General features: G+C 39.9%; 15 protein-coding genes and 1 other annotated feature. Of the genes, 1 reads left to right on the top strand and 14 read right to left on the bottom strand.

What is annotated here, in order from left to right:
* Positions 1 to 96: 96 nt before the first annotated feature.
* Positions 97 to 282 carry a hypothetical protein gene (locus tag AC4D4B_RS11600; RefSeq protein WP_490999954.1) on the top strand — a complete coding sequence of 62 codons (186 nt, stop codon included), beginning with the start codon at positions 97 to 99 and terminating at the stop codon, positions 280 to 282.
* A gap of 595 nt (positions 283 to 877) precedes the next feature.
* Here the strand turns inward: AC4D4B_RS11600 and yihA are convergent.
* The 14 genes from yihA to AC4D4B_RS11530 form a co-directional block, all read right to left on the bottom strand.
* The gene (gene yihA, locus AC4D4B_RS11595; RefSeq protein WP_066108642.1) at positions 878 to 1,459 is read right to left on the bottom strand and encodes a ribosome biogenesis GTP-binding protein YihA/YsxC; all 582 of its coding nucleotides are present in this window, start codon (positions 1,457 to 1,459) and stop codon (positions 878 to 880) included.
* Positions 1,456 to 3,780 carry an endopeptidase La gene (lon, locus tag AC4D4B_RS11590; RefSeq protein WP_490999953.1) on the bottom strand — a complete coding sequence of 775 codons (2,325 nt, stop codon included), beginning with the start codon at positions 3,778 to 3,780 and terminating at the stop codon, positions 1,456 to 1,458. Before lon ends, yihA begins: the two co-directional genes overlap by 4 nt.
* 242 nt (positions 3,781 to 4,022) lie before the next feature.
* Positions 4,023 to 5,687, bottom strand: coding sequence for an ATP-dependent protease LonB (gene lonB / locus AC4D4B_RS11585; RefSeq protein WP_490999952.1), 1,665 nt, complete (start codon positions 5,685 to 5,687; stop codon positions 4,023 to 4,025).
* Positions 5,688 to 6,617: 930 nt separating this feature from the next.
* On the bottom strand, positions 6,618 to 7,877 hold the full coding sequence (clpX, locus tag AC4D4B_RS11580) for an ATP-dependent protease ATP-binding subunit ClpX (protein ID WP_066108651.1): 1,260 nt from the start codon (positions 7,875 to 7,877) through the stop codon (positions 6,618 to 6,620).
* Between the two features lie 403 nt (positions 7,878 to 8,280).
* A complete protein-coding gene (gene tig / locus AC4D4B_RS11575; protein ID WP_490996513.1) occupies positions 8,281 to 9,570 on the bottom strand; it encodes a trigger factor in 1,290 nt (429 codons plus the stop codon).
* 164 nt (positions 9,571 to 9,734) lie between these two features.
* Positions 9,735 to 10,748, bottom strand: a complete 1,014-nt coding sequence (locus tag AC4D4B_RS11570; RefSeq protein WP_490999951.1) for a tetratricopeptide repeat protein — start codon at positions 10,746 to 10,748, stop codon at positions 9,735 to 9,737.
* 133 nt (positions 10,749 to 10,881) lie between these two features.
* Entirely contained in the window at positions 10,882 to 11,469 is a 588-nt protein-coding gene (leuD, locus tag AC4D4B_RS11565) for a 3-isopropylmalate dehydratase small subunit (protein WP_490999950.1), read from the bottom strand.
* Between the two features lies 1 nt (position 11,470).
* Positions 11,471 to 12,895, bottom strand: a complete 1,425-nt coding sequence (leuC, locus tag AC4D4B_RS11560) for a 3-isopropylmalate dehydratase large subunit (RefSeq protein WP_490999949.1) — start codon at positions 12,893 to 12,895, stop codon at positions 11,471 to 11,473.
* 38 nt (positions 12,896 to 12,933) lie between these two features.
* Positions 12,934 to 14,043 (bottom strand): 3-isopropylmalate dehydrogenase, encoded by a 1,110-nt coding sequence (gene leuB / locus AC4D4B_RS11555; protein ID WP_490999948.1) that lies wholly within the window; start codon positions 14,041 to 14,043, stop codon positions 12,934 to 12,936.
* A 20-nt stretch (positions 14,044 to 14,063) separates the two neighbouring features.
* Positions 14,064 to 15,602, bottom strand: coding sequence for a 2-isopropylmalate synthase (locus AC4D4B_RS11550; protein WP_490999947.1), 1,539 nt, complete (start codon positions 15,600 to 15,602; stop codon positions 14,064 to 14,066).
* Entirely contained in the window at positions 15,589 to 16,620 is a 1,032-nt protein-coding gene (gene ilvC, locus AC4D4B_RS11545) for a ketol-acid reductoisomerase (protein WP_490996507.1), read from the bottom strand. The genes AC4D4B_RS11550 and ilvC overlap by 14 nt, the downstream gene beginning before the upstream one ends.
* 27 nt (positions 16,621 to 16,647) lie before the next feature.
* Positions 16,648 to 17,166, bottom strand: coding sequence for an acetolactate synthase small subunit (gene ilvN, locus AC4D4B_RS11540; protein WP_490996506.1), 519 nt, complete (start codon positions 17,164 to 17,166; stop codon positions 16,648 to 16,650).
* Complete coding sequence (ilvB, locus tag AC4D4B_RS11535; RefSeq protein ID WP_490999946.1) at positions 17,163 to 18,893, bottom strand: acetolactate synthase large subunit; 1,731 nt, start codon at positions 18,891 to 18,893, stop codon at positions 17,163 to 17,165. The genes ilvN and ilvB overlap by 4 nt, the downstream gene beginning before the upstream one ends.
* Before the next feature lie 98 nt (positions 18,894 to 18,991).
* Positions 18,992 to 19,235, bottom strand: a binding site (T-box leader).
* A 289-nt stretch (positions 19,236 to 19,524) separates the two neighbouring features.
* Positions 19,525 to 19,809, bottom strand: a complete 285-nt coding sequence (locus AC4D4B_RS11530) for a hypothetical protein (RefSeq protein WP_490999945.1) — start codon at positions 19,807 to 19,809, stop codon at positions 19,525 to 19,527.
* Positions 19,810 to 19,915: the final 106 nt, after the last annotated feature.

The following is a 19,915-nucleotide window of genomic DNA, read 5'->3' as shown; positions in this document are numbered from 1 at the left end:
GCCTTTCTTTTCATAGAGATTCTCAATCTATCAACAAAGGTTATTTACAATTAATTACATATGAATTATCTTTATTTACAGAGGAGGTGTTAGAGAATGAGCACAAACACATTTTTCATTCGATTTTCCATCAGCATACTTCTTATTTTCGGAGGAACATTTACAATCCGTTATTTTAGGACAGGTGAGCTTTTAATCGACCAAATAATAGGAATAACCGCCGGTTTACTTATTTTAATTGCATCCCTCGTATGGAGAATTAAATCCAAGCAATCCACATAACAGATGTTTGACAGATTTACGCATACGATCCATCCTTAAAAAAATTCTTGAATTTTATGACTCTACTTCATTTGTTTATACTTCAATTCTCATCTTCAGACCACTCAATTCTTTTGCTTTTTATAAATCATCTTCTTAGCTTATTATTAAAATTACGTTATTGCTTTGACATGTCATTAATGATTACTTTTGGGATGAAGAATAATAAAAAGAAAGGGGTCGAACCATTTTATACAAGTGTGGGGAGATAAAGTGATTACTGGTCAAAAAAGAGAAGTCGCCAGAATATGGTTCGATGAATACTTTACGAAGGGTAATCTTGAAGTCTTAGATCAGCTTACAAATTCACATGGGTGGTTGGTTTAACATTCCTTCGGATAACCAATGAATTAAAGAAACAGGTATCATGATATTTAAATTTAGAGAAGGAAAAATTACTGATCTTTGGTGGGAAAATAGTGATGCTACTATCCTTTATGAATTAGGAGCTTTACCCAAAAATACTCATCAGAGCTTCTGAATTAGAATTCAAAAGGCTATCTATACATAATCAAAAGAGCTGCATAACTAATATGCAGCTCTTTTCACATTGATTTTATATTCGCGCCTGTATAGCGTTCCAGGCCGTATCTTTTCCAAGTCCAGTTTCTGAAGAGAACAAAATCACTTCGTCACTTTCAATAATATTCAATGTGTCTTTCACGACTTTTAGATGCTTTTGCCATTTACCTTTTGGAATTTTATCTGCTTTTGTTGCAATAATGATACAAGGTATCTCATAATGCTTAAGAAAATCATACATCATTACATCGTCCACAGACGGTTTATGGCGCAAATCAATGATTAAGAGCATAGCACGTAAAGGCTCACGCGTTGTAATGTATGTCTCAATCATCTTACCCCATGCTTCACGTTCGGACTTGGATACTTTCGCATATCCATATCCCGGTACATCCACGAAAAATAATTGCTCATTAAGCTTATAAAAGTTCAATGTTTGTGTTTTACCCGGTTTAGATGAAGTACGGGCCAAACCTTTCCGATTGATCATTTTATTAATAAAAGAAGATTTTCCTACATTTGAACGTCCAGCAAGAGCGAACTCCGGAAAACCATCTGTTGGATATTGTTCCGGTTTAACAGCACTCATCACAATCTCTGCTTGAGTAATTTTCAACTTTCTCCACCTACCAATGCATGTTGCAGCACTTCATCAAGTTGTGATACAAATACGAATTCTAATTCTTCACGAACACTTTCAGGAATATCATCAATATCTCTCTCATTATCAATCGGACATATAATTTTCTTCAGTCCTGCCCGATGAGCACTCAATGATTTTTCCTTTAATCCCCCAATCGGCAATACACGACCACGCAAAGTTATTTCACCAGTCATCCCTACTTCCTTACGGATTGCTTTACCCGTAAGCGCTGAAATTAAGGCAGTCGCTATAGTAATACCTGCGGAAGGACCATCTTTTGGAACGGCTCCTTCAGGAACATGAATATGAATATCATATTTCTCATAGAAATCCTTGTCAATCCCAAAATCTTCAACCTTGGAACGAACATAGCTGAAAGCAGCCTGCGCAGATTCTTTCATGACATCCCCAAGTTTACCCGTCAACACAAGTTTGCCCTTACCTGGTGATAAAGAAACTTCAATTTGAAGGGTATCACCGCCAAATGTAGTATAAGCAAGTCCTGTTGCTACTCCAACCTGGTCTTCACGCTCTGCTTCACCATGACGGAAATACGGTTTACCCAGAAATTCTGCTACTACTTTTTCGTTGACAATGACTTTTTTCTTTTCGCCCGAGACAATGATTTTAGCTACTTTACGGCAGATAGCTGCCAGTTGCCTTTCCAATGTACGAACTCCAGCTTCTCTTGTATATTGCCTGATGATTTTAATAATCGCATCATCCTTCATTTGAAGCTGGCTTCTTGTCAATCCGTGAGCTTTGATTTGTTTTAGCATCAGATGATCTTTAGCAATATGGAGCTTTTCAATTTCCGTATAGCCGGAAAGATTAATAATTTCCATCCGATCACGAAGAGGTGCCGGAATTGTTGCTAAATCATTGGCTGTAGCAATAAACATTACATTGGACAGATCGTAGGTTTCCTCAATATAATGATCGCTGAAACTATTGTTTTGCTCCGGGTCAAGAACTTCAAGCATAGCTGAAGATGGGTCCCCACGAAAATCATTGGACATTTTATCAATCTCATCCAATAAGAAAACCGGATTAATGGTTCCTGCTTTTTTCATTCCTTGAATAATACGGCCAGGCATAGCCCCCACATACGTACGGCGATGTCCGCGTATTTCAGATTCATCTCGTACTCCACCAAGTGAAACCCGGATGAAATTACGGTTCAAAGACTTGGCTATGGATTTCGCCAAACTAGTCTTACCTACCCCTGGAGGTCCTGCAAGGCATAGTATTGGTCCTTTTAGTGAATTCGTAAGCTTCTGAACAGCCAAATATTCAAGTACGCGCTCCTTCACCTTTTCAAGACCATAATGATCTTTGTTTAAGATGTTCTCAGCTTTTCTAATATTCAGATCGTCCTTCGTTGCTTTAGACCATGGAATTGCAATCAGCCACTCAATATAATTACGAATGACCGCACTCTCTGCAGATGTTGCCGGAATCTTTTCATAGCGGTCCAGCTCTTTAAGTGCAGTCTCCATGACATGAGCCGGCATACCTGCGTCTTTAATCTTCTCAGCAAATTCAGCAATCTCAGCAGCTTTGCCTTCTTTGTCACCGAGCTCTTTTTGAATTGCTTTCATTTGTTCGCGAAGATAATATTCCTTTTGTGTTCGTTCCATTGATTTTTTGACACGCAGACCGATTTTCTTTTCGAGATTCAATACTTCTTTCTCGTTATTGATTAAACTGATTACTTTGTTTAATCTTTCCTTGATATCAATGGTCTCAAGTATTTCCTGCTTGTCCTTCAGCTTAAGCGGCAAATGTGATGTAACAATATCAGCCAGTCTGCCGGGTTCTTCTATATCAACAGTTGAATTATATGTTTCTGTTGTAACCTTTTTTGAGATTTTTATGTACTGTTCAAAGTAATTTAATAAAGTTCTCATCAAAGCTTCTGTTTCAGGATCCTTCTCTACTGGATCTTCAATAATTTCGAGCTTCGCTGTAAGAAAATCACTATCATCCTCATAGGAAACCATTTGCGCTCTCGATAAACCTTCTACCAACACTCGAATTGTCCCATTTGGGAGTTTAAGCATCTGTTTTACTTTAGTGAGTGTACCCATTTCATACAAATCTTCTTCACTGGGCTCATCTGTAGAAGCTTCCTTCTGAGTAGTTAAAAATATCAAATGGTCATCTACCATCGCTTTCTCTAGCGCCTGAACAGATTTTTCCCTTCCAACATCCAGATGGAGAACCATCGTTGGGAAAACAAGCAATCCGCGAAGCGGCAGGAGGGGAACGTTTTTGTCCATAGTGTTTGCCATTTGTTGCACCTCCAAAACATGCTAATATATGTATTATTCATTGGCCTTTTACCAATTTTATCGTATTTACTGGTTTGTGTCTATTTGGGACGATAAACGAAACCATGTTACTTGTTTTCCCTAAAATTAAGTGGATGTAACACCTTTCAATCAATTTTTAAGGTAACAAAATTTCCCACTCTCATTATTAGTAAGACAAAAAAAAAGGCTCGCTCTTATGCAAGCCTTTTAATTTTGTTCCCTCAGCCGCTTTCCCGTTCAGAAAGTGGCATATTTTCGATAATAGTATCAATGGCAGCTGTACGATCGAATACTAGTTGAAATACTTCCTTTAAGTTCCTGACAGGTTTAATTTCAATATTTTCGACTTGGTTTAACAAGGCTTGAATATTTTCTTCCGGAATCAGAACTACATCGGCTCCTGCTAACTTAGCTGCTGTCACTTTCGTAAACACACCGCCAACCGGCTTAACCTTCCCATGAATGCTGATTTCTCCTGTCATTGCAACATTATTTTTTACCGGTATTTGATAGATAGCTGAGTAAATCCCAACGGCCATAGCAACGCCTGCCGAAGGACCATCAATCGGTATACCGCCCGGAAAATTAACATGGATATCAAATTTGTCAGCTGGAACGCCAATCGTTCTCAGGACAGTCACCACATTTTCAATCGATCCCTTAGCCATGCTTTTTCTTCTGATGGATTTTCCAGCACTATTAATACTTTCTTCTTCTACGATTCCAGTTATATTAACTGATCCCTTATCAACCGCATCAATAACCGTCACTTCAATCTCAAGTAACGCCCCTGAACTTGGTCCGGTTACAGCCAGACCATTTACAACACCAACGGCAGATTCTTTCGCAATAAAGCTTTGATATCTAGGAGACATTTGGCTGGATTGAACAATCCATTCAATATCTTCATCTTTAATGTAATCTCTATTTTCTGTAATGGCTAAACCTGCGGCACTTTGAACCATATTTACAGCTTCTCGTCCATTGCTGGCAAAATTACCAATGACATTGAGCGCCTCATCACTAATTTCTAAGGACACCCGTTCAACTGCATTTTTGGCCACCTTCTTCAGTTCCTCCTGATTTAATTCACGAAAAAAAATCTCCATGCATCTGGAACGAATCGCAGGCGGGATTTCAGAAGGTGTACGCGTTGTAGCGCCAACAAGCCTAAAATCAGCAGGCAATCCATTTTGAAAAATTTCATGTATATGTTTTGGTATATTCGGATTCTCTTCATTATAGTAGGCACTCTCAAAATGTACTTTCCGATCTTCCAATACCTTCAATAATTTGTTCATTTGTATATTATGCAATTCCCCAATTTCATCAATAAATAAGACACCACCATGAGCATTTGAAACTGCCCCCTGTTTTGGCTGAGGTATACCTGCCTGGCCCATTGCTCCGGCACCCTGATAGATTGGGTCATGAACAGAGCCTATAAGTGGATCAGCAATTCCTCTCTCATCAAATCTGGCTGTTGTGGCATCCAATTCTACAAATGTTGCAGTTTGCCTAAATGGAGATTTCATATTTGCTTTAGCCTCTTCCAGCACAAGTCTCGCAGCGGCCGTTTTCCCAATTCCAGGCGGTCCATAAATTAGTACATGCTGTGGATTTGGCCCACAAAGTGCTGCCTTTAGTGCTTTGATTCCATCTTTCTGTCCAATAATATCATCAAACCGTGCTGGCCTCACCTTTTCGGAAAGCGGCTCAGTTAATGAGATAGACTTCATTCGATGAAGCTGATCCATCTCTTTCTTAGCCTCTCGATCAATTGAAACCTTTTGTACCCTTTGACCCTTTAATAAATTTAAAAAATACAACCCAATCACTATTCCAAAAAACAGCTGGATAACAATAACCACACCAGTCCAACTCATATAAGCACCCTCCTGAAATCACATCGTTGAGATACAAGCTAGTATCTCCCTAGAAAGGAAGGAATAAACACTAAAAAGCTGAAACGGCTCGCCCAGAAGCCAGGAGCATAAGACAGGGGCTCGAAAGGAGGCGTTCTTCCCTCCTGAAGAGATCATGCTTATGTCCTGAGCTTCTAGCCGTTGAAGCTGGATTAACTAAAAAGCTGAAACGACTGAACTAAGGAACAAAGACTAAATACGCCACGTCCTGTGGCAACGTCTTTGTGACCAACATCCTGTTGGCCTCCGAAAAGCATAAGAGAGAGCCACGCAGGGAGGTGTTCTTTCCTCCCGCAGTGGCTATCCTTATAACTCGAGGGCCTAGGAGTAGAAGCTAGATTATACTAAAAAGCTGAAGGGCCTTGGGCAGGAGCGAGGAGCACAAGACAGATGCTCGGAGGGGATGTTCTCCCCCGTAGAGGCTACACTTATGTCTCGAGGAGCTAGGAGGCGAAGCTGGATCACATCAAAAAGCTGAAGGGCCTTACGTTAAGGAACGAAGACTAAATGCGCCACACCGTGTGGCAATGTCTTCATGACCAACATCCTGTTGGCCTTCGACAAGCATAAGAGGACGCGCATAGTGTGTTCTTTCCTCCCATAGTGGCTATTATCCTTATGACTCAAGCTCTATGTGTATACATCAAACCCTGTTAGGCCACTTACTTTAACGATTGGCTGGAATTTGCCCTGAATCGGCTGGATTCCTACTCAACTCGGGTCAATTTCTTACTAAACTTAGCTTTGCTCTTCCTATAATCGCTATTGTTTTCTTCTAACTCTCTAAACATATATTCATTTAAGAATATATCACCTGTTAATCGCTTCATTGAACAATACAAAAAAGGCCAATCAGATTTTGATTGGCCTTTTCTACAACTTATATCTTTATCAAGCAGATGTTTTCTTTTCAACTGTTTCGGTTGTTCCATCAACAAGAATTATTTTTGGAGATTCGCCTTTAGAGATCACTTCAGCTGTAATGATACATTTTTTAATATCATTACGGGAAGGAAGTTCAAACATGACATCCAGCATAATTCCCTCAATAATGGAACGAAGTCCACGTGCACCTGTTTTACGCTCAATTGCTTTTTTCGCAATTTCTAACAACGCTCCGTCCTCAAATTCGAGTTCTACGTCATCAAGCTGGAGCATTTTTTGGAATTGCTTAACAAGCGCATTTTTAGGCTTAGTAAGGATTTGGATTAATGTATCCTCATCCAATTGCTCAAGTGTTGCAATTACCGGCAAACGGCCGATAAATTCTGGAATTAATCCAAAACGAAGCATGTCTTCAGGAAGAACTTTAGTTAACAAGTTTTTATCTTCAACTTCTTCTTTAACTGATCCAAACCCGATAACTTTTTGGCCAAGACGGCGTTTAATAATCGGTTCAATTCCATCAAATGCACCACCGCAGATGAATAGAATATTCGTTGTATCAATTTGGATGAATTCTTGATGAGGATGCTTTCTTCCTCCTTGTGGCGGTACACTTGCCACAGTACCTTCAAGAATTTTCAGCAATGCCTGCTGTACACCTTCACCTGAAACATCTCTTGTAATGGATGGATTTTCAGATTTACGTGCAATTTTATCGATTTCATCAATGTATATAATGCCTTTTTCAGCTTTCTCTACATCGTAATCAGCAGCCTGAATTAGCTTGAGTAAGATATTTTCAACATCTTCACCCACGTAACCAGCTTCAGTTAATGACGTAGCATCAGCAATGGCAAATGGTACATTTAATAATCTAGCTAAAGTTTGAGCAAGAAGCGTTTTCCCGCTTCCAGTAGGCCCAATCAAGCAAATATTGGATTTAGATAATTCTACATCTTCAATTTTGCTATTAGAATTTACACGTTTATAGTGATTATAAACGGCTACTGCCAAGGATTTTTTAGCACCTTTTTGACCAATAACATATTCATCAAGGATTTCTAAGATCTCCATTGGTTTTGGTATATCTTTTAACTCAACTTCTTCTTCAGTACCCAGTTCTTCTTCTACAATTTCAGTGCATAACTCTATACACTCATCACATATATAAACACCTGGACCCGCTACGAGTTTTCGGACTTGTTCTTGAGTTTTCCCACAGAAAGAACACTTCAATTGCCCTTTCTCATCATTAAATTTAAACATAGTTTCACCCCTTGGTATTATGAACTCTATCATGAAATCTGCAATTCTTTACGATCAGATTAACAAATGAAGGGTATGTAAGAATTGTAACATACATTGCCCCGTTTAAGGTAAGAAAAAGGCTGTACTCATTTGCCAAATTAGTTGTTCCTTATGTATATGTACATAATATCCATTCTTGACTCCTTTCAATCCTGGAAATCAAAAATGGAAGAGTTTTAATCCTATTTATTTAGAATTAATCTACACTTAATTCATGAAAAAAGCAATTATGTATGTGTTAAAATATTTCGATTCAAAAAGTCGAATCTTCTCGAAAATTGGACACTGCAAATAGTATGTATAGTATGTATAAAACAAGGTACGATAAAATCGCACCTTGTTTTGTTATTTAATATGTTTATTAAGCTTCTACTGTTTTGCTGTTATCAACTAATACGTCGATTGCTTTTCTTACTAATAAGTCACCTTTAACACTTTCAGTTCCGCCAAGTGCTTGGATGATTTGTTCAGCAGTCAAACCATATTGCTCAGACATTGCTTGTACTTCAGTGTTGATTTCTTCTTCAGTAACTTCAAGGTTCTCTGCTTTAGCGATTGCTTCAAGAGTTAAGTTGATGCGTACACGCTTTTCAGCTTCCTCTTTCATTTGACCTTTAAGAGCATCTTTGTCTTGGCCAGAGAATTGGAAGTACATGTCAAGAGTCATACCTTGAGCTTGAAGACGTTGTTCGAATTCTTGAACCATACGATCTGTTTCAGTGTCGATCATTGCTTCTGGAATTTCGATTTCTGCAGTTTCTGCCGCTTTTTCGATAACAGTGTCTTTTACATGGTGTTCTGCTTGATGTTTTTTAGACTCAACTAAACGAGTTTTGATTTTTTCTTTAAGTGCTTCCAATGTTTCTACTTCTTCATCAACATCTTTAGCAAATTCATCATCTAACTCAGGTAATTGTTTTGTTTTGATTTCATGAATTTTCACTTTGAATACAGCTGGTTTTCCTGCTAGTTCTGCAGCATGATATTCTTCTGGGAAAGTAACTTCAACATCTTTTTCTCCGCCAACTTCAAGACCAACCAATTGCTCTTCAAATCCTGGGATGAAAGAGTTTGAACCAAGTTCTAAGGAGTAATTATCTGCTTGTCCGCCTTCGAATGCTTCGCCATCAACGAATCCTTCAAAGTCTAAAACTACAGTATCACCATTCTCAGCTTGTCCTTCTTCTTTGATTACAAGCTCAGCGTTACGCTCTTGTAAAGTTTTGATTTCTTTTTCGATATCTTCATCAGTTACTTCAGTATCAAGTTGTGTTACTTCAATACCTTTGTATTCGCCAAGTTTAACTTCTGGCTTTACAGTAACAGTTGCTTTGAAAATAAGAGCTTCGCCTTTTTCCATTTTTTCGATATCGATTTCTGGACGATCAACTGGCTCGATTTTAGTTTCTTCAATTGCATTAGCGTATGCTTCTGGAAGAATAAAATCTAATGCGTCTTGGTAAAGAGACTCAACGCCAAATTTCTTTTCAAATAATGCACGAGGCATTTTTCCTTTACGGAATCCTGGCACTTGTACTTGTTTAACCACTTTTTTGAATGCTGAATCTAAGCCTTCGTTTACTTTTTCAACCGGTACTTCAACAGTTAATACTCCGCTGTTCCCTTCAAGCTTTTCCCATTTTGCAGACATGGTTTTCCCTCCACTATATATATTTCCTAATAATCGTTTTCTCTTAACACGATATTATGTGCAACTAGATTTATTGATCTTAGGCAGTACAGCCTTACTGTACCAATGCATATTGCAACCACTATATTATAACATAGGTTTCCTACGTTTCAAGACTTGGACCCTCAAATAACAGGGAAAGTCATCCCCTCTAGATTCCTGATTTCCTCTATAATTACATTTATCCTTTCATCAGGCTCCTTTAAATCGATTCCATAGGCTTCCGACACTATTCGGTAATAGCCTTCTGCCCATCCGTCGAGATTCGGTATATTCATTGGATAAAGCAGGATATTATGCCTTTTGACCATTTCCATAGCCTGCTCGAACATGATAGGGTTATTATTTTCCAACCTGTCACGTAATGTTTTATGTATGTCAGATAAAAATTGCGTTTCTTCAACATTTGGTAAGTCTACTATATTCACTGTAATAGTTTGACCGAACTTATCCACCTCTACAATCTTATCCACTTCCTGCTCTTTTAATATGGATATAGTAAAGGTTTTTAAAAATGGATGTTTTTCTTCTATTAAATATTGGCAAAGCAGTCCTACCCACGGTCTAATATTTTGTCCTGCAAGTGAAGATAGCATAAAAAATTGCTCTTGCATCGTTCCGGTTTCCAAAATATCTTTTATTTCTTCCTCCTGAATTTGAGGTGTTTCGGCTTTAAATTCAGGAAAATCGTCTGAATATTCCTGCTCGCTGCCCTGTACCACAATTCGTTTACTCATAGCCAATAAATGTTCTAATGATTCAACTCTGCCTTCAGGCACCTGATTTTCTTCCAATAACGCTTCAACTACTGATATAATCTCGCGATGTTCATTTAATTGTAGAAGGATCATTAAATAAATATTGATGACATGAAAATACTCTCCAATTCCATTTCCCATCATCTTATTCACTATAGCTTTTGCATCTTGGTAATTCCCGAGCTCTACAAGTGACAGAGCTAATCCGATATTGATATCTTCATCTTCCGGTTCCAATTCATATGCCTGGCTAAATAATTCACGGGCATTTTTGAATTTTTTCTCCTCCATGGCTTGCATCCCTTTTTTGAGGAGCAATTGTGCCAGATTAGGAAAAGGAATTACCTTTTCATCCTTTCGTTCACTTTTTGTGTTCTTCATAACAAACCGCCTTGATCTTTTTGAATTAATTGTCGTTAGTTTAGCATGCCTTTACATGAAAAACAAAAAATCTTTCTGTTATTCATGCAATAAGCACTGAAACAAAAAAAACATAGACTATATATCTTGTAGTCTATGCCAGTATTCTTTGTTCGTATTGATTGATTTCTTCATTATACTGAAGCGTTAGTTCAATTTCATCCCAGCCATTAATCAGCATGTTCTTCCAATATGGGTGGATATCAAATTGAGCAAGTACGTTTTCTTGTGCTCTCAATTCTTGATTAGGTAGATCAACCGTTAAATCCATCGGTGTTTTACGTATAAATTCCTTGATCGAAGCAAGGCTCTCTTTTTCTAACGTAATGGGCAGTATTCCATTTTGCAAACAGTTTTGATGAAAAATATCTGCAAAGGAGGAAGCCAAAATTATTTTAAACCCATAATCCCCCAGTGCCCATGGGGCATGTTCACGAGAAGATCCACAGCCAAAATTTACACCTGCCAGCAAAATGGTCGCACCTTTAGCTTCAGGCTGATTTAGTTCAAAATCATCTCGCTCGGTTCCATCTGCATGAAAACGCCAATCAAAAAATACATACCTACCAAACCCGGTACGCTCAATGCGCTTTAGAAACTGTTTCGGTATAATCTGATCTGTATCGACATGATCGCGATCAAGAATGACGGGTTTACCTGTATAAACTGTCATTTTTTCCATTTTAGTGACCTCCTTTTCCAGAAATCATAGGATTCACTGCTTCTCTGATATCCACAAACTTCCCGTAAATCGCTGCCGCTGCTGCCATGCGCGGAGATACTAAATGCGTTCTTGCTCCAGTGCCCTGTCTTCCTTCAAAATTTCGGTTTGATGTGGATGCGCAATGTTCACCTGCCGGCACCACATCTGGATTCATGCTTAAACACATGCTGCAGCCCGCTTCTCTCCATTCGAATCCAGCTGCTTTGAAAATCGTATCCAACCCCTCTTCCTCTGCCATCTTTTTAACAGCCTGTGAGCCAGGAACGACCATTGCGCTCACTCCTGCAGCAACCCTATTACCATCGATAATTTCAGCCGCTTCCCTTAAATCTTCTATCCTGGAATTTGTGCAGGAACCAATAAATACATGCTGAACCGGTATATCTGTAATTGCCTGACCTTCTTTAAGACCCATGTATTCTAGCGCTCGCTGTAATGTTTTGGCTGCTGCTGGCTTCATTGAATTTGAATGAGGGATATTCCCGGTTACCGGGCTGCACATCCCAGGATTGGTGCCCCAACTGACCATAGGAGAAATATCATCTCCATTCATGTAGATTACTTTGTCATAATCTGCATCAGCATCACTGGCCAATTCTGACCACCGCTTACAACATTCCTCGAATTCGTCCGGTACAGGAGCATATTTACGACCCTTCATATAGGAGAAAGTAGTTTGATCCGGGCTAACCAGACCGGCACGAGCACCGCCTTCTATAGACATATTACACATAGTCATGCGCTCTTCCATCGACATATTACGTACTACATCGCCTGCATATTCCAAAATATAGCCGTTACCAAAGTTCGTTCCATTTTGAGTGATGATATATAAAATGACATCCTTGGCAGTAACCCCATTCTCGAGTGCACCGTTTATTTCAATTTTCATCGTTTTCGGTTTGTTTTGCCAAATGGTTTGCGTCGCTAATACATGCTCCACTTCACTCGTGCCAATTCCAAAGGCCAGTGCACCAAATGCACCATGCGTAGATGTATGGCTGTCACCGCAAACAATGGTTTTTCCCGGCCAAGTTAACCCTAAATCTGGCCCAATCACATGGACAATTCCCTGGTCTTCACTATCAAGGCCTGCTAAAGGTACTCCAAATTCCTGGCAATTCCGTTCAAGTGCTGTCAATTGCCTTTTCGCCACCTCATCTGTTATGACAAAACGATTAATGGTGGGGACATTATGATCCATTGTTGCAAAGGTCAAATCTGGTCTGCGTACCTTTCTTTTCTTTAGGCGAAGACCCTCAAATGCCTGAGGAGAAGTCACTTCATGAACGAGATGCAGATCGATGTATAATAAATCTGGTTTCCCAGCCTCCTTGTGCACTATATGATTTTCCCAGATTTTATCCACGATCGATTTACCCACATAGATCCCTCCTCATTTTATTGATATCTTTGTATTTTTTACGCGTACGCTTCCATAATGTGAAAAATAGCGTCCTTCTGCAAAATTTCTTCCTTAATAGCCCGGGCCATTTCCGTGGTTGACAGCACTTTTCCATCTCCTGATATATCTACTGTATGTTTACCGGAGTCCAATACATTTTTTACCGCTTGTTCAACTATACCTGCCTCTTCTTCCATCTGGAAGGAATGGCGAAGCATCGATGCAACAGACAGAATCATCGCAATTGGATTAGCTTTATCCTGGCCTGCGATATCCGGGGCAGAGCCGTGAATTGGTTCAAATAAATGCAAACCATTTTCAGAAAGACTTGCTGAAGGGAGCATTCCAAGTGAACCAGTTAAGACACTTGCCTCATCGCTCAAAATATCACCAAACATATTTTCAGTCACCAGTATGTCAAATTGCCTTGGATTACGGATAAGCTGCATCGCTGCATTATCTACGAGCATATGCTCAAGCTTCACTTTTGGATACTCACTGGCTACTTCTTCTGCCACCTCTCTCCACATTCGGCTTGATTCTAATACATTTGCCTTATCAACGGATGTTACCTTTCCTTTTCGTTCCTTTGCCAATTCAAAAGCGAGTGTAATAATCCGCTTTACTTCTTCGCGTTCGTAATACAGAGTATCAACAGCAGATTCCATGCCGTCATGATAATTTCGCTTGCTCGGTTTACCGAAATATAACCCGCCCGTTAGTTCTCTCACGATTAAAAAATCCGTACCATCAATGATTTCTTTTTTCAAAGGTGATGAATCCTGGATGCTGGCATAATAACTAATTGGACGCATATTTGCGTATAAATTTAACTCTTTGCGAATTTTTAACAGCCCCTGCTCAGGTCGCATCTCCGGGGGATTATGATCCCATTTCGGACCGCCAACTGCTCCAAGTAAAACGGCATCGTTTCGTTTACAAAGGTCAATCGTTTTTTCAGATAAAGGGGTTCCCTCTGTGTCAATGGCTACCCCGCCAATATGTCCATATTCAAAGACGAATTCATGTCCGAATCGTTCACCAATAGCATTGAGGATTTCGAGGGCTCCTATCATAATTTCCGGTCCAATTCCGTCACCCGGCAATACAGCAATGTTTTTTTTCATATCGAAATCCTCCTTATTGATTAATTCGTGATCACCATTGATTGGTGCTCTACTGTTAAAATCACTCGGTTAATAGCATTTAGATAAGCTTTAGCCGACGCTTCCAAGACATCCTGGGCTAATCCCCGTCCGCTTGTTTCCACTCCCTGATAAATAATTCTTACAAACACTTGTGCCAACGCATCTCTGCCGCCGCCAACTGATTGAATACGGTAATCCTGCAGCTTAACTGGTTTCTGTATGCAACGCTCGAGCGTATTGTATAACGCTTCAATACTCCCTGCTCCAGTCGAGGCCTCCTGAATTCTGTCGTTATTTACTCCTGACAATGTAACGGTTGCTGTTGGAATCTGATTGGTTCCGTATTGAACCTGAATGGAAATTAATTCATAATAGTTATCCTCTTTTGTTACTTTCTCTTCCAGTACTAACGCGACAATATCATCATCAGTCATTTCTTTCTTACGATCTGCCAGGTCCTTGAATACTTTGAAAAGGTGATTAACTTCTTCATCTGATACAGGGAAGCCTAACTCTTCTAATTTTGTACGGAATGCATGCCGGCCTGAATGCTTACCAAGCACCATGGAGTTAGAACTTAATCCAACTAATTCAGGTTCAATTATCTCGTAGGTTGTTTTCTCCTTAAGCACACCGTCTTGATGAATGCCGGATTCATGCGCAAAGGCATTTTTACCTACTACAGCTTTATTTGGCGGGATTACCATACCTGTCAGTTTACTGACCAATTCACTTGTACGTTTAATTTCACTAAGCACCAAGCCGGTTTCTGCCTGATAAAAATCTTTTCTTGTATATAGACCAAGTGCTACTTCTTCCAGTGCAGTATTCCCGGCTCGTTCACCAATTCCATTAATGGTACCTTCTATTTGAGTCGCTCCGGCCAAAATCGCTGCCATAGAATTGGCGGTTGCCAATCCTAAATCGTCATGGCAATGGGCAGACAAGGTAACCTGATCTATAGATGGAACGTGTTTCATTAGATATTGGAAGACTTCACTATATTCTTTCGGTGTGATATAACCGACCGTATCCGGAATATTGATAATCCTTGCTCCGGCTTTGATGGCTTCTTCCACAACCCGAGCCAGGAATGGAAGCTCTGTGCGACAGGCATCTTCAGCTGACCATTGAATAACTGGGAAATACTTCGAAGCATACCGGATTGAAGCCACGGCAGCTTCAATCACCTGATCCTCCGTCATTTTCAGCTTATACTGCCTGTGTATGGGTGATGTAGCAAGAAAGACATGTATCCTCGGGTCGGCCGTTTGCTTTAAAGCTCCCCACACCGCATCAATATCACTTTCCACAGATCTGGCCAGTCCTGTTACCGTTGAATTTTTGACTAAATCAGCAATTTTCTTCACTGATTCGAAATCTCCTGGAGAGGCTGCTGGAAAACCAGCCTCAATGATATCGACACCCATTTTTTCCAGTTGTTTGGCTATCTCCAGTTTTTCAGTCAAATTAAGAGTCACTCCGGCAGATTGTTCTCCATCACGTAAGGTTGTGTCAAAAATTTCAATTTTTCGCACTGCCGACCACTTCTTTCTGTTTCTTTTTCTGCTGTTGAATAAATGGCATCATTTGACGAAGTTCTCTGCCAACCTGTTCAATTGGGTGGGCATTTTCCTGTGCCTGTGTCGCGTTAAATACAGGTCTGTTCACTTGATTCTCAAGCAGCCATCCTTTTGCAAATGTACCATTCTGAATTTCTTTTAACACTTGCTTCATTTCTTCTTTAACAGCCGGGCCAACTACGCGTGGACCTGAAACAAAATCACCCCATTGAGCCGTATCAGAAATGGAATAGCGCATCCCTTCCATACCGCCTTCATACATGAGATCAACAATTAATTTCAGTTCATGTAAACATTCAAAGTAAGCAAGCTCAGGCTGATAGCCAGCTTCCGTCAGCGTTTCAAAACCTGCCTTTACCAAGGAGGTAAGTCCGCCGCAAAGTACTGCCTGTTCTCCAAATAAATCCGTTTCGGTCTCTTCCTTGAATGTAGTTTCAAGAGCTCCTGCCCTAAGTGCTCCTATCCCTTTTGCGTAAGCTAACGCAACTTCTTTCGCTTCACCTGACACATCCTGATAGATGGCAAATAATGCCGGAACACCTGCCCCTTGTTCAAATGTCCTTCTGACTAAATGTCCCGGTCCTTTTGGTGCTACCAGGGAAACATCTACAAATGCCGGAGGGACAATTTGGTGATAATGGACATTAAAACCATGAGCGAACATCAGTGTATGACCTTCCCGCAAGACTGGTTCAATCTCTGCTTTATATACTTTTGTTTGATGTTCATCCGGTAAGAGAATCATGATTACATCCGCTTCCTCGCTAGCTTCCCTAACAGATTTAACATCAAATCCATCTTCAACCGCCTGGCTCCAAGATTTACCCTCTCGTAATCCAATAACTACTTCAAACCCGCTTTCGCGTAAGTTTTGTGCATGGGCATGCCCCTGTGATCCATATCCAATAACTGCTACCTTTTTAGTTGATAAAACTGCTTCATTCGCTTCATTTTGATAGTACATTTTTGCCATAATTGTTCTCTCCCTTTTCATTTTTATTTAGACAATTGAATAATTCTTTGTCCCTTGGTTACCCATTTGAGTGGAACGGGCAAAAGCAGTAGTGCCTGTTCTTGCCAGTTCCTTAATTCCGTACGGCTTGATTAATTCGATAAAAGCTTCTATTTTATTTGATTCACCGGTTATTTGAATCACAAGACTTTCCTTGCCAATATCAATAACCGAAGCTCTAAAAGGCTCAATGAGTGAGTAAATCTCACTTCTCGATTGGGGAGTGGCAGTTACTTTTACTAGCGCAAGCTCCCTGGCTACAACGGATTGATCTGTTATGTCTTGTACCTTTATGACATCAATCTGTTTATTTAGTTGTTTGGTAATTTGTTCAGCAATTTGCACGGATTCGACATGTACGACACAAGTTATTCGTGCTCTCTCCTCCATTTCGGATTGCCCTACCGTAATACTTTCAATGTTATAATTTCGTTTCGTAAATAAATTGGTAATCCGGTTAAGGACACCCGGTCTGTTTATAACGGTTAAAGTGATGATCCTTTTCAATTTTTCTTCACCCCTACCATTTCATTAATTCCCTTTCCAGGTGCAACCATTGGGTATACATTTTCTTCAGGTTCTACAAAAATATTGATTAACACAGGACTATCTTTACTAAATTCTTCGTTAAATACCCTTTCAGCTTCTTCCTCCGTCCGGACATCGAATCCCTTTATTCCATAAGCTTCAGCCAGCTTGCTGAAGGAGGGTTGGGAACGAAATACACTTTCTGAATATCGGGATTCATAAAAGATTTCCTGCCATTGGCGTACCATTCCAAGAGAGCCATTATTGATAATGATAATTTTTACCGGTAAGTTCAGTTCTGCGATAACAGCAAGTTCCTGAATGGACATTTGGACACCTCCATCACCATTTACGGAGATCACCAAATCATCTGGTTCAGCAATTTGTGCTCCAATCGCAGCCGGTAAGCCAAAGCCCATCGTGCCAAGTCCTCCGGAGGTTACCCACGCATTCGGACGCTTAAAAGGATAATACTGAGCAGCCCACATTTGATGCTGACCAACATCAGTTGTCACGATGGCATCCCCATTACTCATTTCATAAATCATTTCCATAATTCTCTGCGGTTTCAGATGCTGACCGTTCCCTTTGTCGTAATAGAATGGTGCATCCTCCAGCCAATTCTGAATTTGCTTCCTCCAGTCCTCGTTATCTGGCCGTTTGCCATTCTGCTTGATTAAATGCTTCAGAGCATGCCTTGCATCTCCAACAACCGGGATAGCCGTCGGGACATTTTTACCGATTTCTGCAGGATCAATATCTATATGGGCAACCATTGCATGTGGTGCGAATTTTGATAGATTACCTGTTAAACGATCATCAAACCTGGCACCAATATTGATTAATAGGTCACATTCAGACAGTGCCATATTGGCTGCGTATATTCCATGCATCCCTCCCATTCCGATGTAAAGCGGATGACTTGGTGGGAAACTGCCAAGACCCAATAATGTATTAACGACTGGGATTTGCTGTTGCTCAGCATATTCAAGTAAGTACTTTGAGGCTTTCGCATGAAGGATACCTGCACCAGCCAAGAAAACGGGCTTCTTAGAAGAACTGACTGCTTCTACGAGTCTTCTAATCTGCAAATAATTCGGTTCATACTTTGGCTGATATCCTGGCAAATGGATTGTTTCGGGTTCCTCTTCTATTGCTACAAGCTGAGCCATATCTTTCGGGATATCGATGAGGACTGGTCCTGGCCGTCCTGTTGAAGCAATATGAAAGGCTTCCTTCACGATTTTTGGAATATCTGCCGTATTTCGAATTTGATAATTATGCTTTGTGATAGGAGTTGTAATTCCTAAAATATCTGCCTCCTGAAAAGCATCTGATCCGATTACTCCTGTACCAACCTGACCGGTAAAAACGACTAAAGGCAAGGAATCCATCATGGCATCAGCAAGACCTGTGACAATATTGGTTGCTCCGGGACCAGAGGTAGCAATTACCACTCCAGGCTTTCCACTTATCCTTGCATATCCTTCAGCCGCATAGATTGCGCCTTGCTCATGTCTTGGCAATACATGCTTCAATCCCGATTTATAAAGTGCATCATAAATGGGTAGAACGGCACCTCCGGGGTATCCAAATAAAACCTCCACTCCTTGCTTTTTCAGGGCATTGACCAACATCTCGGCTCCGCTGATTTTTATTTCAGTTTGTAGGCTTTTCTTTTCAGCAAGAGCTGTTTTCTCCAACATGGAATCTACCTCCTGTTTAGTGATAGGCTTATTTGCCAGGTCCTTTTTTAAAAATAAAATAAAAAAGCCTTTTCATCACATACGTTTCCCAATTGAAACGCAGGGATGAAAAGGCTTGTTGTCCTTTCCATGGTACCACCCTAATTCATAATTGATTTCATCAATCATGCACTCTTTACTTTTGATAACGGGTTGATCGGTCAAACCCGGTCTGTATTACTGGAGATTTCATACAGACGCTCAAAGGGGAGTTCATACTTGGAAACAGTACCGATTCTCAGCACCACCGGCTCTCTGTAACTGTTCAGCCCACTTACTACTTATCCTTATCATCGCTTCTACTTATTAAATTCTTGTTATTAGTTCCACTATTATAGATCCAAATAATTACTAATTTGTTATCTCGTTGAAATTTATAATACGACCTTCCAGACACATAGTCAACTGATTTTTCTAAATTATTAGACTATTTAATTAATTCTGAATAATTGTATGCGCTTTCATTGTTTTCACTAAGCGGTTTTCCTATTTTTAAATTTTTATCATCGCAATATCATTTGTAATTAAAAGAAATAAATGAAATTTCATCTCTATTTTTTTACACAAAAAAAGAGCCTATAAGCTCTGGAATTTATTGCGATGCTCTTCTTCTTGCTATGTATTTTACTAAAATAATAGATACAATAACTGATAAAAGTGTATACGGCAGGTATTTCTCAAACAGATCGGTAAAACGGAACGGTGCTTCATGGATAAACTCGGCTTTCTTCCATTGTTGGTTATCGATTTCAACAGCAATGGCCGAATCAGAGGATTTATTTTTTAATGTATAATAATTAGTGCCTACAGGGTAAATGTTAGAGCCGTTTCCTTTATAATGCCCGGTATTGTCATCTGCCTCTGCCTCTGACTCCACCTTGCCTATGTATTTACCAATTTCCCGAGAATCTATTACCTCATCTTCCTTGATTTCATATACCTTACCATCCCAAACAACAAAGTATTTATTCCAACTTAATGCT

The organism is Pradoshia sp. Z6_59 (genome assembly GCF_058267515.1).
The sequence above is the reverse complement of the archived record's forward strand: the minus strand, read 5'-3'. Positions and strand labels throughout refer to the sequence as shown.